Origin of the sequence: Streptococcus parasanguinis (genome assembly GCF_001074805.1) — a bacterium.
Lineage (GTDB): Bacteria > Bacillota > Bacilli > Lactobacillales > Streptococcaceae > Streptococcus > Streptococcus parasanguinis_A.
In genome coordinates, this window is the sequence record NZ_JUPI01000042.1 from 1 (window position 1) to 15137 (window position 15137).

Annotated in this window: 11 protein-coding genes and 1 pseudogene; 3 read left to right on the top strand and 9 right to left on the bottom strand. The window is 42.6% G+C overall.

Features of this window, described 5'->3' with window-relative positions; translation table 11 throughout:
- Positions 1–278: 278 nt before the first annotated feature.
- The 5 genes and pseudogenes from thrS to ccpA all read right to left on the bottom strand — a co-directional run bounded on the left by thrS (position 279) and on the right by ccpA (position 6016).
- On the bottom strand, positions 279–2222 hold the full coding sequence (thrS, locus tag ADI76_RS02950; RefSeq protein WP_049514695.1) for a threonine--tRNA ligase: 1944 nt from the start codon (positions 2220–2222) through the stop codon (positions 279–281).
- A gap of 10 nt (positions 2223–2232) precedes the next feature.
- Positions 2233–2435, bottom strand: a pseudogene (locus tag ADI76_RS11880) (hypothetical protein).
- 112 nt (positions 2436–2547) lie between these two features.
- Positions 2548–3870 (bottom strand): glycosyltransferase family 4 protein, encoded by a 1323-nt coding sequence (locus ADI76_RS02955; RefSeq protein WP_049514697.1) that lies wholly within the window; start codon positions 3868–3870, stop codon positions 2548–2550.
- 1 nt (position 3871) lies between these two features.
- The gene (locus ADI76_RS02960) at positions 3872–4870 is read right to left on the bottom strand and encodes a glycosyltransferase family 4 protein (RefSeq protein ID WP_049514699.1); all 999 of its coding nucleotides are present in this window, start codon (positions 4868–4870) and stop codon (positions 3872–3874) included.
- Between the two features lie 141 nt (positions 4871–5011).
- Entirely contained in the window at positions 5012–6016 is a 1005-nt protein-coding gene (ccpA, locus tag ADI76_RS02965) for a catabolite control protein A (protein ID WP_049514700.1), read from the bottom strand.
- Positions 6017–6176: 160 nt separating this feature from the next.
- Between ccpA and ADI76_RS02970 the strand changes: the two genes are divergently transcribed.
- The gene (locus tag ADI76_RS02970; protein WP_049514703.1) at positions 6177–7259 is read left to right on the top strand and encodes a M24 family metallopeptidase; all 1083 of its coding nucleotides are present in this window, start codon (positions 6177–6179) and stop codon (positions 7257–7259) included.
- A gap of 239 nt (positions 7260–7498) precedes the next feature.
- Here ADI76_RS02970 and ADI76_RS02975 read toward each other — a convergent pair whose 3' ends face one another.
- From ADI76_RS02975 to ADI76_RS02990, 4 genes are all read right to left on the bottom strand, one after another.
- Positions 7499–7948, bottom strand: coding sequence for an Rrf2 family transcriptional regulator (locus ADI76_RS02975; protein WP_045759708.1), 450 nt, complete (start codon positions 7946–7948; stop codon positions 7499–7501).
- A gap of 99 nt (positions 7949–8047) precedes the next feature.
- Positions 8048–8902: a metallophosphoesterase family protein gene (locus tag ADI76_RS02980; RefSeq protein WP_049514705.1), complete on the bottom strand. Its 855-nt coding sequence runs from the start codon at positions 8900–8902 to the stop codon at positions 8048–8050.
- A gap of 165 nt (positions 8903–9067) precedes the next feature.
- Entirely contained in the window at positions 9068–11791 is a 2724-nt protein-coding gene (locus ADI76_RS02985; RefSeq protein ID WP_049514708.1) for an FtsX-like permease family protein, read from the bottom strand.
- 13 nt (positions 11792–11804) lie between these two features.
- A complete protein-coding gene (locus ADI76_RS02990) occupies positions 11805–12506 on the bottom strand; it encodes an ABC transporter ATP-binding protein (RefSeq protein WP_049514710.1) in 702 nt (233 codons plus the stop codon).
- A gap of 168 nt (positions 12507–12674) precedes the next feature.
- Between ADI76_RS02990 and ADI76_RS02995 the strand changes: the two genes are divergently transcribed.
- Together ADI76_RS02995 and ADI76_RS03000 are read left to right on the top strand one after the other, a co-directional pair.
- Positions 12675–14021 carry an Nramp family divalent metal transporter gene (locus ADI76_RS02995; protein ID WP_003005441.1) on the top strand — a complete coding sequence of 449 codons (1347 nt, stop codon included), beginning with the start codon at positions 12675–12677 and terminating at the stop codon, positions 14019–14021.
- Positions 14022–14355: 334 nt separating this feature from the next.
- Positions 14356–14898 (top strand): TetR/AcrR family transcriptional regulator, encoded by a 543-nt coding sequence (locus ADI76_RS03000; protein WP_031576432.1) that lies wholly within the window; start codon positions 14356–14358, stop codon positions 14896–14898.
- Positions 14899–15137: the final 239 nt, after the last annotated feature.

The following is a 15137-nucleotide window of genomic DNA, read 5'->3' on the forward strand; positions in this document are numbered from 1 at the left end:
TCAAAAACTCTCTGAAAAAGATTCACAAAACGATCTCGTAAAAGAAAATGAAGCAGACAAGGACTGAGGATAGTCAACTTATCTAACTCATGGAAGCAAATCTTGGGAGGATATCCTATATCCAAAAGTTAATGGATAGAAAGGATTGTTGATGAGGATACTATTTGTGGTGGTTTGACCGATCACTACTAGCTCAGGTTAAACAAAATAGAAAAAGCAACAACTGAAATAGTTGTTGCTTTTTATTACTAAAAAATATTCCTCAGACTGTGATCGTTTTATTTCTCAACACGAGATTTATTTGCAATATCTGCAAGAATCAATTCTACAAATGCATCTACCGGCATGGTTTCTGTTTCTTTTTGACCATAACGGCGAACGTTTACAGCCTGCTCTTCCATTTCCTTGTCCCCAACGATTAATTGGTAAGGAATTTTTTGAGTTTGAGAAGCACGAATCTTGAACTGCATTTTCTCATTGCGTTCATCTACATCGGCACGAACACCGCGATCACGAAGTTTCTTAGCCACTTCCCAAGCATAGTCCACGTGTTTTTCGTTCGACACTGGGATAAGGGTTACTTGGTGAGGGGCAAGCCAGGTTGGGAAAGCTCCCTTGTAGTTTTCAATCAAGATCGCAGTAAAGCGTTCCATGGTTGAGATTACCCCACGGTGGATCATGACTGGACGGTGTTCTTCCCCGTCTGCTCCAATGTAATGAAGATCAAAGCGTTCTGGAAGCAAGAAGTCCAATTGGATAGTTGAAAGAGTTTCTTCTTTACCAAGAGCTGTTTTCACTTGGATATCCAATTTTGGTCCGTAGAAGGCTGCTTCCCCTTCAGCTTCATAGTACTCAACACCCATATCATCAACGGCTGCTTTCAACATGCGTTGAGCATTTTCCCACATTTCATCGTTATCAAAGTATTTGTGTTTGTCTTCAGGATCACGGTAAGACAAGCGGAAACGATAATCTGTCAAGTTAAAGTCTTCATACACATCGATGATCAATTGAAGGATCTTCTTGAATTCTTCCTCGATTTGTTCTGGAGCCACAAAGGTATGACCATCATTCAGAGACATTTCACGCACACGTTGAAGTCCTGTAAGGGCACCAGATTTTTCATAACGGTGCATCATACCGATTTCAGCGATACGGATTGGCAATTCGCGGTAAGAGTGCACATGGTGTTTGTAAACTTCGATGTGGTGAGGACAGTTCATTGGACGAAGAACAAACTCTTCTCCATCCCCCATATCCATTGGTGGGAACATGTCTTCACGGTAGTGATCCCAGTGACCTGAAGTCTTATAAAGTTCTACAGAAGCAATTGGTGGAGTGTAAACGTGTTGGTAGCCTGCTGCGACTTCTTTATCAACGATGTAGCGTTCCAACTCACGACGAATCGTAGCTCCATTTGGCAACCAGAATGGAAGACCTTGACCAACTTCTTGAGAAATCATGAACAAATCAAGCTCTTTCCCAAGTTTACGGTGGTCACGCTCTTTAGCTTCTTCACGCATTTGAAGGTAGTTCTTCAAATCTTTCTTATCAAACCAAGCGGTACCATAGATCCGTTGCATCATAGCGTTATCGCTATTTCCACGCCAGTAAGCACCTGCCACATTCAAAAGGTGGAAGATTTGGATGCGACCAGTTGATGGGACGTGTGGGCCACGGCAGAGATCCACGTATTCACCTTGACGGTAGATGGTCAAACCACCTTCGTCTTCAGAGTGTTCTTCGATCAATTCCAATTTGTATGGATCATTTTTGAAGATTTCACGCGCTTCATCTTTAGTCACTTCTTCACGAATAGATGGGAAGTTTTCTTTAACGATTTTCTTCATTTCTTCTTCGATACGAGGAAGGTCTTCGTTAGAGATTTGACCAGCTTGGTTGTCTGTATCGTAGTAGAAACCATCTTCGATGGCTGGACCGACACCCAAGTGGATATCTGGGAAGAGGCGACGAGCTGCTTGAGCGAACAAGTGAGCCGCTGAGTGACGCAAGATTGGAAGAGCATCTTCGTGATCAGGTGTCACGATTTCAATGCTTCCGTCTTCGGTAATCGCACGAGTTGTGTCAATCAATTTGCCGTTGAATTTACCAGCAAGAGCTTTTTTAGCTAGGGAATTGCTGATGGATTGTGCAATTTCAAAAGTTGTAACGCCAGATTCGAATTCACGAACAGCGCCATCTGGGAAAGTAATTTGAATCATGATTTTCTCCTTAAATTAATTTCGTAAGTAATGTTTGGGAAGAGGTGTCTTCAAGCAGAAGATGAACACAAAAAAGCGACATCCAAAAAGGACGTCGCAACGTGGTTCCACCTTCATTTATGTTCCTCAAAAAAGAGGGACACCTCTGATTGGCTCTAACGTGGCCACCGTTTTATGTTTGCATAAAAGTATATCGAGTAGTCCCAAATCTATCCTCTACGCGATTTCCAGCTCCACGCGCTCTCTATCAGATTTCCTAGATTTGATATGTCTCTGTCAGTAATTATAACACGATTGAAAAATATTGCAAGAGAAAGTTTCATTTTCAATCAAAGAAATGCGTGATTTTACGGATTTTCTTCACCTGTTTGACAGACGCCTTCATTATCTTCACAGATCCATTAACCGGAAGAGCAATGACCTTGGTTGGGATTTTCACAATGGTCTTGGACATCCGCTTAACCCGACTTTGCTCTGGGTTCAAGTCATTTGAGAAGTCTTTAGAGATGATTTTATCCAGGTAAAATTCATAGACTCGACGGCCGAAGGTTGCTGCAGAAATATCATCGATCTTTTCTGCCCACTTGGTCTCGTCGATTGCAGGCATCTCGTCGATCGCTTCAAGAATCGCTTGGGCCAGATCGCTCTCCTCATAAAAGAGTTTCCCAAACATAGGGTCATCAATCACATGATCGAGATAAGGATTGCCATGAGCGATGATCGGGGTACCACTCGCAATACTCTCTAAATAGGTCAAACCTTGCGTCTCACTCGTTGAAGCTGAAATAAAGAAGTCAGCCGCCTTATAATAGAGAGCTGTTTCATTGGGTGGGATCATTCCTGTAAAGACAACCGCATCTGAAACGCCAAGTTTCGCCGCTTGTTTTTTCAGATCATCCAAATAAGGTCCATCCCCAGCCACAATCAACTTGACTTTTTGATTGACCTGAAGGACATCAGGAAGAGCCGCAATAACAGCCTGAATATTTTTTTCATAAGAGACCCGCGACAAGCTCAATAAAAGCGTTTCATCTTCTGCGACTTCATATTTTTCACGAAGAGCCGCAGTCTCTGTCGGAGTAATTTCTGGCCGGTCAAACTTGGCCAAATCAATCCCTGTCGGAATAATGCGCTTTTCTGCCTTGACCTTGTACTTTTGGAGCAAGTCATAGACGATCTCGCTTGGGCAGATCACGCCGTCCAGATCATTCATGTAACTTCTCACAATGTATTTGACCATACTTGGGCGAATGACCATGCCTCTCGCAATATAGCGGACATAGTCCTCATACTGGGTATGGTAGGTATGAATGACTGGAATCCGCAATTCGCGTCCAATCCAAACTCCCAAAAGGCCTAATGAAAACTCAGTCTGGGTATGGATAATATCCAACTGGTATTGCTTGGCAATGGCAAGTGCCTTTGAAAAACCACGATAAGCAACGCGGCGGTCCTTAAAGGCGAAGAAAGGCACACTTGGAATCCGAATAATCTGCCAATCTTCATAGCGGTTCACATCTTTATCCGTTGTCGTAAAGATAAAGACCGTGTGACCCAATTTTTCTAATTCTGTTTTGAGCGTCCGAATGCTGGTCGCCACTCCCGAAACTTGCGGGAAATAGGTATCTGTAAATAATCCTACACGCATCTTACATCTCCAAAACTGTTTGATAGGCTTCGACCAATTGATGAGCCACTAAGTCGATCGAACGACTCTCAGCAACCTTGTAGCCAGCCTCCCGCTTATCTACTTGTCCGTTCAAGACCTTGTTCAAGGAATCCACAAATTCATCCACATTGTGGCAAAATTCAGATGAGTTCTCGTCGATCCAGCCATTGTATACGGGAATGTCCCGCAAGACCGTATGCTGATGACTAGCCAAAGCTTCTAAAACAACGATTCCTTCTGTTTCTTCATAAGATGGGAAGAAGAAAGCATCTGAACCCGTCATAGCTCCTTGGAAGACCGCTCCCTTGAAATAGCCAGGGAATTCCACATTACTAGGATGATCCTTTTCCACTATGCGACGAATCTTACGCGGAATGATCCATTTGTTAATCGATCCAAGCCAAATAAAGCGCACATCCGGCATGCGACGGGCCACTTCTACGAAATCTTCAATCCCTTTGCGTTTAAAATACAGCCCCGCACAGATAACAACTTTTTGGCCTTCTTGGATATTAAAATGCTTGCGAAAGACTTCTTCTTTTTTCGGATCCTTCTTGTATTTTTCCAAATCAATCCCATTGGAGACCGCAATAATCGGAGTTGTCACCCCATAAGACTGAATCAGGTGTTTGGAATACTCAGATGGCGTGATCACATAGTCTGCCTTTTGGTACATATGAGCCAGATACTTCCCAAACAAGGGCGCAAAAAAGTTAGACCCGATAAAGGAATTTTCAAAATCCTCACGGGTTGAATGACCATGCATGATAACTTTCTTTCCACGACGTTTTGCTGCATGGAGCAAAAGGAAACTCCGTGGGCCATAGGTATTGATATGCACCACATCATAATCTCCTAAAATATCTGTCGTATACGGAATCCCAGCCAAATCAAGCGCATGCATTTGGTGCTGCAAGGCTCGACCAATTCCTGATTTTTGTAATACGGATTTTCCTTCTAAATACAGTAAAACTTTCATACCTTCTATTATACCGAAATAAAGAGTGCCCAGCAAGTCTCTACCTGTTTCTAGTATAAAAAAGAGGCTAGAACAGTTTTGTTCTAACCTCTCAGACTAGTAGACACGTCTTCCCAAGTCGAGACTCTAGTCAACTAATCCTTATTTTTTCGTCGTACCACGTTGGTTGATCGTATGAGACAACAACACTTCGCGTTCTTCCAACTCTTCTTTGTGCATGATCTTGGTCAACATACGCATACTAATCGCACCTAGGTCATACAAGGGTTGGCCAATCGTTGATAGATTTGGACGCGTGTAACGTGTTACTTGTGAATCATCACTAGTAATGATTTCAAAGTCTTCTGGTACTTTGATACCGTGATCAGACAAGCCGTTCAAGAGACCTGCAGCCAATTCATCACCTGTCACAAAAGCAGCTGTTGCTTTTGACGCAATGATGCGTTCTGCCAAGTTGTAACCTTCATCATAACGGTATTTCGATTCAAAGACAAGTCCTTCGCTGTAACTCAATTTTTTCGTTTTCAAAGCTTCTTTATAGCCAGCCAAACGGATTTTTCCATTGATATCATCCACCAATGGGCCACTTACAAAAGCAATTTTCTTGTTGTGTTTTGCCAATTGTACAACAGCATCAACAGTCGCTTGCTTGTAGTCGATATTGACACTTGGTAATTGGTGTTCTACATCGACTGTCCCAGCAAGGACGACTGGCGTCCGAGAGCGTGAAAATTCTGAGCGAATCTTTTCAGTCAAGTGATAGCCCATGAAAATGATCCCATCCACTTGTTTTGAAAAGAGGTTGTTTACCACTGAAACTTCTTTGTCATCGTCTTCATCGCTATTTGCAAGGACGATGTTGTACTTGTACATTTCCGCAATGTCATCAATCCCTTTAGCCAAGGTAGAAAAATAGCTGTTGGTAATGTTTGGAATCACAACACCGACTGTTGTGGTTTTCTTGCTGGCAAGACCACGCGCAACAGCATTTGGACGGTAATCCAAGCGTTCGATCACTTCCAAAACTTTTTTACGTGTATTTTCTTTAACGTTCTTATTTCCATTCACTACACGACTAACGGTTGCCATTGAAACCCCTGCTTCACGGGCGACATCATAAATCGTTACTGTATCGTCTGTATTCATAAGATTTCCTTTCATTATTGAAAATTTCGTTTTCACTCTCTAATTAATCCTATTTTATCATGGATTGTAAACACTTTCAAGTATTTTGGTAAAATTTTGTAAACTCTTGCTTTTTTAGGGAAAATTTGACAAAATAGATCCATAGAAAGAAGGTAGCATTATGTCTAAATTAGATCAAATCGTCGATTTTCTTGAAACTGAAAAAACAGACGTCGCTGTTGTATCCGATCCTGTCACCATCAATTACCTGACTGGATTTTACAGTGATCCCCACGAACGCCAACTCTTCTTGTTCGTCTATACAGACCACGAACCCCTTCTCTTCGTTCCTGCACTTGAAGTGGAACGGGCGACTGTAGTTGTCGATTTCCAAGTAGTTGGCTATGTAGATTCTGAAAACCCTTGGGAAAAGATTAAAGGGGCTATCGCTAAACCAGATGCTAAAACTGTTGCACTTGAATATGATAACTTGATTCTGACCAAGTACAATGGTTTGCGCACTGTCTTTGAAAAAGCGGAATTTACTAACTTAACACCACGGATTAACCGCATGCGCTTGATCAAATCTGCTGATGAGATCCAAAAGATGTTGGTTGCCGGTCAATACGCAGATAAGGCTGTCAATATGGGATTTGATGCCATCTCACTGGATAAAACAGAAACTGATATCGTTGCAGAAATCGACTTTGGCATCAAACGCTTGGGCTATGAAATGAGCTTTGAAACGATGGTCCTGACGGGGAATAATGCAGCTAACCCCCACGGTATTCCTGGAAGCAATAAAGTCGAAAACAATGCTCTCTTGCTCTTTGACCTTGGCTGTATGGTGAATGGTTATGCGTCTGATATGACCCGTACCGTCGCGGTTGGAAAACCGGATGATTTCAAAAAAGAAATCTACCACTTGACGTTAGAAGCTCAACAAGCAGCCATCGATATGATCAAACCTGGTGTAACCGCACATGACGTTGACTGTGCTGCACGGAGCGTCATCGAAAAAGCTGGCTATGGTGAATACTTCAACCACCGCCTTGGACACGGTATCGGTATGGATGTGCATGAATTCCCTTCTATTATGGAAGGAAATGACCTGGTGCTTGAAGAAGGCATGTGCTTCTCAGTCGAACCAGGGATCTATATCCCAGGTAAAGTCGGAGTCCGTATCGAAGACTGCGGCTATGTCACAAAAGACGGCTTTGGACTCTTTACAGAAACCAGCAAAGACTTGCTTTACTTTGACTAATCCTTTTGTAGATCCAAGTCGCAGCAAACAGAATGTTTCGTCAATAAATATAAAAAATGAGGCTGGGACAAAAGTCCTAGCCTCTTAATTGTTTTTGGATTGTCGAACAAGACGCAGTGGTTGAGTAGTCTCTACTACGCTGATTTCATCAGCTTTTACAGCCTACTCAACTGTTCGGAGGTGGGACGACGAAATCGAATTCTAACGAATGACCGATTTCTGTCCCACTCTCTTTTTTCTTATGAAACCGATTCGAGGTCCATTCTTTTCTGCGCGTCTTCTACGACTTCTTTTAGGCTGGTTTGAGCCATCTCTTTTTCCATAGCAGTCTGAATGTCTTCGAGCTTCCCATCTAAGACATGATGGATATTGTGACCTATTGGGCAATTTGGATTGGGGTTTTCATGGAAACCAAATAATTGGCCTGTCGAACCTAAGCATTCGACCGCTTGATAGATATCCAGCAGACTGATCTCATCGGCTGCTTTAGCGAGTTCAGCTCCTCCTGTCCCACGCGCTACATGGATCAATCCCGCTTTCTTTAACTGAGACAAGGTCTTTCGAATAATGACCGGGTTCACCCCAACACTCTCAGCAATCATATCACTGGTCACCTTGGTACAGTCCCCTTTTAGGGCAATCATCACTAGTACATGGGTTCCAATGGTAAACCGACTCGAAATTTGCATGTCTTTTCTCCTTTCTGCCTGTTCTGAAAGTGACATCCATTGGACGATTGTCAACAGACGACTCTTACTACCCTTATTATACTAGTTTTTGTTGTAATGTCAACAGTTACACTTTTGAAAAAAGTCCTCTAACCAAGCATCGATTTCTCGATCATGACCTTCTCTCTGCTCAATCTCATGAAGTAGCTCATGATTGTGGGTATGATGAATGCCATTGACCAAACTTTCATAATACACTTGATAATAAGGAAGATGGAGATCTTTTGCGAGTTGTAGTTCTTTTTGGACATCATAGTCCACCCGTCTAAAATCAACATCTTTTAGGCCCATTTGATCAAATTCAAGAATAGCATACATGGCCCGAAGATCCTTGCGAAGATTCTTTTCCAAAAAGAAAGGTTGACCGATCGACCCAGGATTGATGATCAGTTCTCCTCCTGTCCCGTAGCGAAAAAACTGCTGGTGAATGTGTCCGTAGACTGCAATATCACAAGACGGATTTGTCACCAAGCGATCAAAATCCTTCTGCTCACCAATGTGGATCAATTCCCGACCCCAATTCTTATTGGGTAAGTGGTGGGTAATGCCGATCTTTAAACCGGCGATTTCTCTATGGACCTGCATGGGCATTTCCTGCATGGCTTCAATTTCCTGAGGCGTGATTTCTTCCAGAATATATTGACACTGGCGCATGAGGTAGCGATGACTCGGTCTAGTCTCATCCAACATCCCTCTCATAGCCCGCCAAAGACTATCTTCCCAGTTCCCAAGGACTTTGACCGTAATAGGTAACTCCTCTAACAGCTCCAAGAGGGCCCGTCTCCCTGTTCCAGGCATCAAACTATCTCCTAAGAGCCAATATTCATCCACCTTGGCTTTTCGACTATCCTCTAGGACAGCTTCCAATGCTGTCGTATTTCCATGAATATCTGAAAGTAAAGCAATTTTAGTCATGATCTTCTCCTTCTCTCCATTATAACAAAGAGAAGAAAAACTTCCACCCAAAGGTGAAAGTTTTATGAACATTCCATGCTACCAGAAATGAAAACTCAGGCTAGAAGCGGACGCTTCGTCGTTGGATTTATCTTTTTCCAAAGAGTTGCTTAACGGCTTTGTATCTTAGTCTACTGATTTGAGGGCTTCGAGCATGTCTACTTTTCGAAGATAATGGTCAACATAAATTCCTAACAGGATCAAGAGAAGGAGCATTCCTCCGACAGGGAAGAGGAAAACGCCAAGTCCGACTTTAGGGTAAAAGAGAATGGCATCTGGTGCAATCATAGCAATGAGGAATTGATGAAGATAATAACCACCCACTAATCCCATGAGGATCCCTATGATAGACAATAAGATGGTTTCGCGGTAAATATAGAGCGTCACTTCCTTATTATGGAATCCTAAGACCTTAATGGTCGATAATTCACGGATCCGCTCTGCCACATTGATATTGGTTAAATTATACAAGATCACGATAGCTAGCAAGATCGATACGACTACTAGAATCATCATAGTGGTGTCCAAAGATTTGGCAACTGAGTTAAAGAGGGAAATCATCGAAGCGTTCTGACGAACCGCCTTTACAGCTGCAAGATTCATCATATCCCGACTGACAGCCTGCACTTGTCGTGTAGAAGGATTTTTCAACTTCAGCAAATAGCTATTTGCTGAAGTCCGCTTTCCGTAGATTTTTTGGTAACTTGCCTGATCCATATAGACAAAATGGCCTACATAATTTTCAGTGATTCCTGCTACCGTAAAAGTATGACCATCTAAGGTCAGTCGATCACCGACTGTAACCCGGGCTAGTTGTGCTAGCTTACTACTGATGATGACTCCTTGCTTGAGAGACAAGGACTCTCCTTGCTTGAGAGAACGCAGGCTGATAAAGGGAGAAAAATCTGCACGATCCGTTACCATCATCATAATGGTCTGCTTGTCGCGTCCACCCTTTAAAGAAGCTTCGATGACCTTACTATAAATCGGTCGATAATCTTTGATATCTGAATTTGCCAGACGATTGGTTAGTTGCTTGCTTTCTTGGCTTGATGCATTGGTTTTTTGGGCTACAATCAACTCATAGGATAGGATCTCTTGAAATTGGCGTTTGGGAACCCCTCCTACAGAAGATTGAATCCCTAGCCCTGCAAAGAGGAGAGCAACAGAACCTGCCACTCCAAAAATGGTCATCAGCATCCGTTGTTTGTAACGAAAGAGATTACGAGCAGTGACCTTGTGGGTGAAACTCAGACGCTTCCAAATAAAATGGAGACGCTCCAGGAAAATCTTCGAACCAGATACCGGTGGTTTGGGCAGTAATAACAGATTGGCTTCTTCTTTTAATTCCTTACGCGAAACCCAGTAAGCCGGAAGCACACTCGCAACGAAAGACAGTCCGAGCGCAATCAGAGTCATATCGCCATAAAAATATTCTCTGCTCTCTCCAATCACCATCCCTTGCGTAATAATGTTGGAAATGATTCCCGATAGGAAATAATGGCCCAGCAAGGTTCCTAGAAGGGTACCGATCGTCCCTGCAAAGAATCCATAGAGGACAAATTTGAGAATGATGTCCTTGGTACGATAGCCCAGCGCCTTAAAAATACCTGCATTGGTCCGCTCTTCATCAACAAAGCGGGTCATCGTGGTAAAAGTCACCATGGCTGCTACCAGATAAAGAACGACCGGAAAAATATTTCCGACAGCGGAAATACTACTACTGGCATTGCTATACATCAAGTAACCTTGTCCACCTGGCATGGTCTTGCGGTCATAGACATGATAAGTTGGGATTTCTAGCTGATCTCGCTCCCTTTGCGCTTTTTTCAGCTCCTCCTCTTTTTTTGTGAGCTCCGTTTCACCTGCAGTCCAGTCCTTCTTTTTCTGATCAATTTGTTCTTGGGCTTGATGGAGCTTTTCTTGACTGGCTACTTGCTCTTTAGCTGGCAGAAATGGAGCTAATTTCTTGAACTGGGCCTCCTGCAACTCTAATTGTTTTTGAGCCTGATCGATCTGACTCTTGGCTGACTGGAGTGTTTCCTTGGCACGACTGAGTTCTTTCTGGCCTTTTTGAATCTGTCCATCCGCCTCCTGCTTGAGTCTTTGATAGCGGGCTTTTCCATTATCTTTCAAAAGTTTTTCTAACTCTTCTTGATGAGCTTCGAGAACTTTTTGGTAGACTTGCGAAAAAGAATCTAAAGACTTCAGATCATCAAACTGAATCCGCGCCATCGCGGGAAGTTTTGTGGTAAAGACCTCTTTTAAAACCAGAGCATAGGCATCCAGATTCCCACTGCCACTCATGGCAGTGCCTAAATTTTTTTGAGACCACATCTCAGAGGATTGAACAAATCCAACAATGGTGAATTGCTTTCGCTTTAAACTAGAGCGCGTTCCAGCCTTTTCTTCGAGTGTGAGGGTATCCCCTATCTGATAGCGATCCTTCCAAAAACTTGCTAGGGCCAGTTCCCCTTCTTTTTGGGGTAGGCGCCCCTTGGTCACACGAAAAGAAGAAAGACTTTTTGGAGGAGAAAAAAGTCGAATCGCCTCTCCTGTTCCTTTCACTGTCAGATCCAGTAGGGAACCAAATTCGACACGCGCCCCTTTGAGTCCTAAAAGCTCCTCTTGGTCTGCCTGGTCTAATCCCAAGTCCCCCATGACAGCAAGATCTAGCATATTTTGTTGCTGAATAAACTGGTTAGCCGTTCGGTGCATATTTGGAGTAGTCACCTTTAAGCCAACCAAGGCCAAGCTTCCCAACAACATCAAGGTTAAGATGGAGAGAAAGCGTCCTTTTGAATGTGTAAAAGAAGCAAACAAATCCTTCCAATAGACTTTTCGTTTCATGCTACCACCTCTTCTAATATTCTAGCGTAGCAATATCTTGAGGAAGCTCATTGATTTCTACCGACTTGACCTTGGCATCATGCATGCGAATCACACGGTCTGCAATCGGAGCTAGGGCACCATTATGGGTTACGATGATGACCGTCGCTCCCTTTTTTCGAGACATATCCTGTAAAATCCCCAATACTTGCTTACCCGTCTGGTAATCCAAGGCTCCCGTTGGCTCATCACAAAGGAGAATTTTAGGGTTTTTAGCCACTGCCCGAGCGATCGCCACCCGTTGTTGCTCTCCCCCTGACAATTGGGCAGGAAAATTATCAAGACGATTGCCAAGTCCTACTTCTTTCAAAACAGCTTCCGGATCCAGAGCATCAGAAACAATTTCTGAAGCCAACTCAACATTCTCCTTAGCTGTCAAATTAGGGACCAGATTATAAAATTGAAAGACAAAACCAACATCATCTCGTCGATAATCCGTCCGTTGATGAGCATTGAGTTTTGCAATATCCACTCCATCAATCAGAACCTGACCCTCGTCATTGGTGTCCATCCCCCCTAAGATATTGAGAACCGTTGATTTTCCAGCTCCTGATGCTCCCAAAATAATGACCAACTCGCCTTTTTCAATCTCAAAGGAAACATCCCGGTTAGCGAAAATCTCTGTCTCTCCACTCGTATAGCGCTTGTAACAGTGCTGCATTTCGATGTAGGCCATTTCCTCTCCTCCCTCCTACTTCCTATCTATATTATAGTCCTTTTCTGATAGATTACAAAGAAATCGAGGTAGTAGAAAACAAGGTTATCCTAAATTATCATGAAGGATTATAAATTTTATGCTATAATTAGAGACAAATTTGAATTATTCTTAGAAAGAAGGCTCATTGTGAGTTTACAACAGTTTGAAAGGAAATCACTTCAAGAAATCAACCAATCTATTGACGTGCCAAAAGGGATCCCTTTTTGGAAGACTCTCCTGCTCTTTTCAGGGCCAGGAAGTCTAGTAGCTGTCGGCTATATGGATCCGGGAAACTGGATTACTAGTGTCGTCGGAGGGGCCCAATACCGTTACCTCCTCTTATCAGTGGTTCTTCTCTCCTCTTTAATCGCCATGCAGTTGCAACAAATGGCTGGTAAACTAGGAATTGTCCATCGTAAGGACCTGGCCCAAACAACCGCCCATCACTTGCCAAAATGGCTTCGCTATACCCTTTGGATTGTGATCGAGCTTGCCCTGATGGCGACAGATTTAGCAGAAGTCATCGGATCAGGGATTGCCCTCCACCTTCTTTTTGGCTGGCCCTTGCTTTTTTCCATTCTGATCACCATCTTTGATGTCTTCCTCTTATTGGGGCTCATGCATCTAGGATTTCGAAAGATCGAGGCCATCGTTTCAACCTTGATCCTCACGATCCTTGCAATTTTCGGCTATCTGGTTTTCCTATCGAAACCAGATATCGGGGGAATCTTTGCTGGATTCCTGCCTCAAAAAGAAGTACTGGGAATTGGTCTTCCAAAAGGAAATGAAGCCTTGACCTTGGCACTTGGAATCATCGGGGCAACCGTAATGCCCCACAATCTCTATCTCCACTCTTCCATTTCGCAAACGCGAAAAGTTGATTATAAGGATCCAGCAGATATCAAACGGGCAGTGCGCTTTATGACCTGGGATTCAAATATTGAATTGAGTTTGGCTTTCGTCGTCAACTCTCTCCTCTTGATTCTTGGAGCGGCTCTCTTTTTTGGGCATGGAGATAAGATTGGTGCTTTTTCTAGTATGTACAATGCCCTCAAGGATAACCACATTGCCGGTGCTATTGCTAGTCCTTTCTTGTCTACGCTCTTTGCCATCGCTTTATTGGCAAGTGGCCAAAATTCAACCATTACTGGGACCCTAACCGGTCAAATCGTTATGGAAGGTTTCTTACGATTCCGCTTACCACAATGGGTCGTTCGTCTCATGACTCGGATTATTGCCCTTCTTCCTGTCATCGTCGTTGCAATTTTATTCGGTGACCAAGAACATGTCCTCGATGACCTTCTGGTTTATTCTCAAGTCTTCCTATCAGCGGCTCTTCCTTTTTCTATCTTCCCTCTGGTTTATTTCACCTCCAACAAAGAAATCATGGGAGAGCATGTCAATGCGAAATGGAATACTTTCTTAGGCTATCTCGTTGCGATTGTCTTAACCATCTTGAATTTCAATTTGATTGTGACGACTTTTATCAAATAAAGAAACCAGCACTTTAAATCGTGCTGGTTTTTTGTTCGTCACTCTATCTTGTTCCTCCTTTTCCTAAAAATTTCCTGACCATTTTTTTAGGAGGGAATTAATTTAAATCACTAATTATTGTGAGATTTTCACAAAATCTTGTCAGTGCCCGTCATTCATAAATTTGTAAAATTTTTGTACACTTTTCGTTATCTGTACAAAAATGAGAATTATTGTCTAATTTATATTTTTGGAGTATAATGCTATCTGTTAGTGTCGTGAAATTATTTAACCTATAAATTATTTCAATATCAAATAAATAGAAACAGATTTATACAACTATAGAAAGGAACATATGGTACGCCAAAGACAAACAACAACAAAGTCAGACTTACGAAATGCGCTCTCAAAACTCCTCCTGCAACAACCTTTTGACAGCATCACTATTCGACAATTAACCGAAACCGCTGGAATTAACCGCGGGACCTTCTATCTGCATTATGTCGATAAATACGACATGTTTGAGCAAATGAAAATGGACATGATGCAAGAATTGGATAGCCTCTTCGTTGAAGGAAGTCCTGTCAAGGTTAACTTTCTCAATGTGTTGACCGCTATTAAAGAGAATTATGATTTTATATATGCATTGTCACAATCCTGTTGCTCGGACTTTAGTAAATTGGTAAGAAGTTTTACCCTTCATGCACTGGACGATACTCCCCACGCTAAAGAACACATCATTTCGGACTTTCAAGTTCCATACAAGTATGGTCTAGAAATTTTCATCGCTACAATCGAATCTGTAATTGTTACCTGGTTAGAATCGGGTGCAAAAGAGGACCCCATTGAAATTGGAACGATCATTCTCAGTGTCTGCGACTTTGCTAGCTGGAACTAAATCCCCCAACCTTTTCCTACCCTTCTGGAGAAGGTTTTTCTTTTGGCAAATTAAAAAAGATCTGATCACCTTGTTCAACTTGTTTGTAAGAAAGCAAAAAGGCAGGATCATAACATCCTGCTTTTAGAATGTAGACAAACTACTTTAAAGTAAAATAAGTTAAGCGATTTTGCAAAAAAAAAATAAAAATGAGTTCCAATTTTTAAATCGATTCAAGAAAATACCGAAACTTTCCGCTG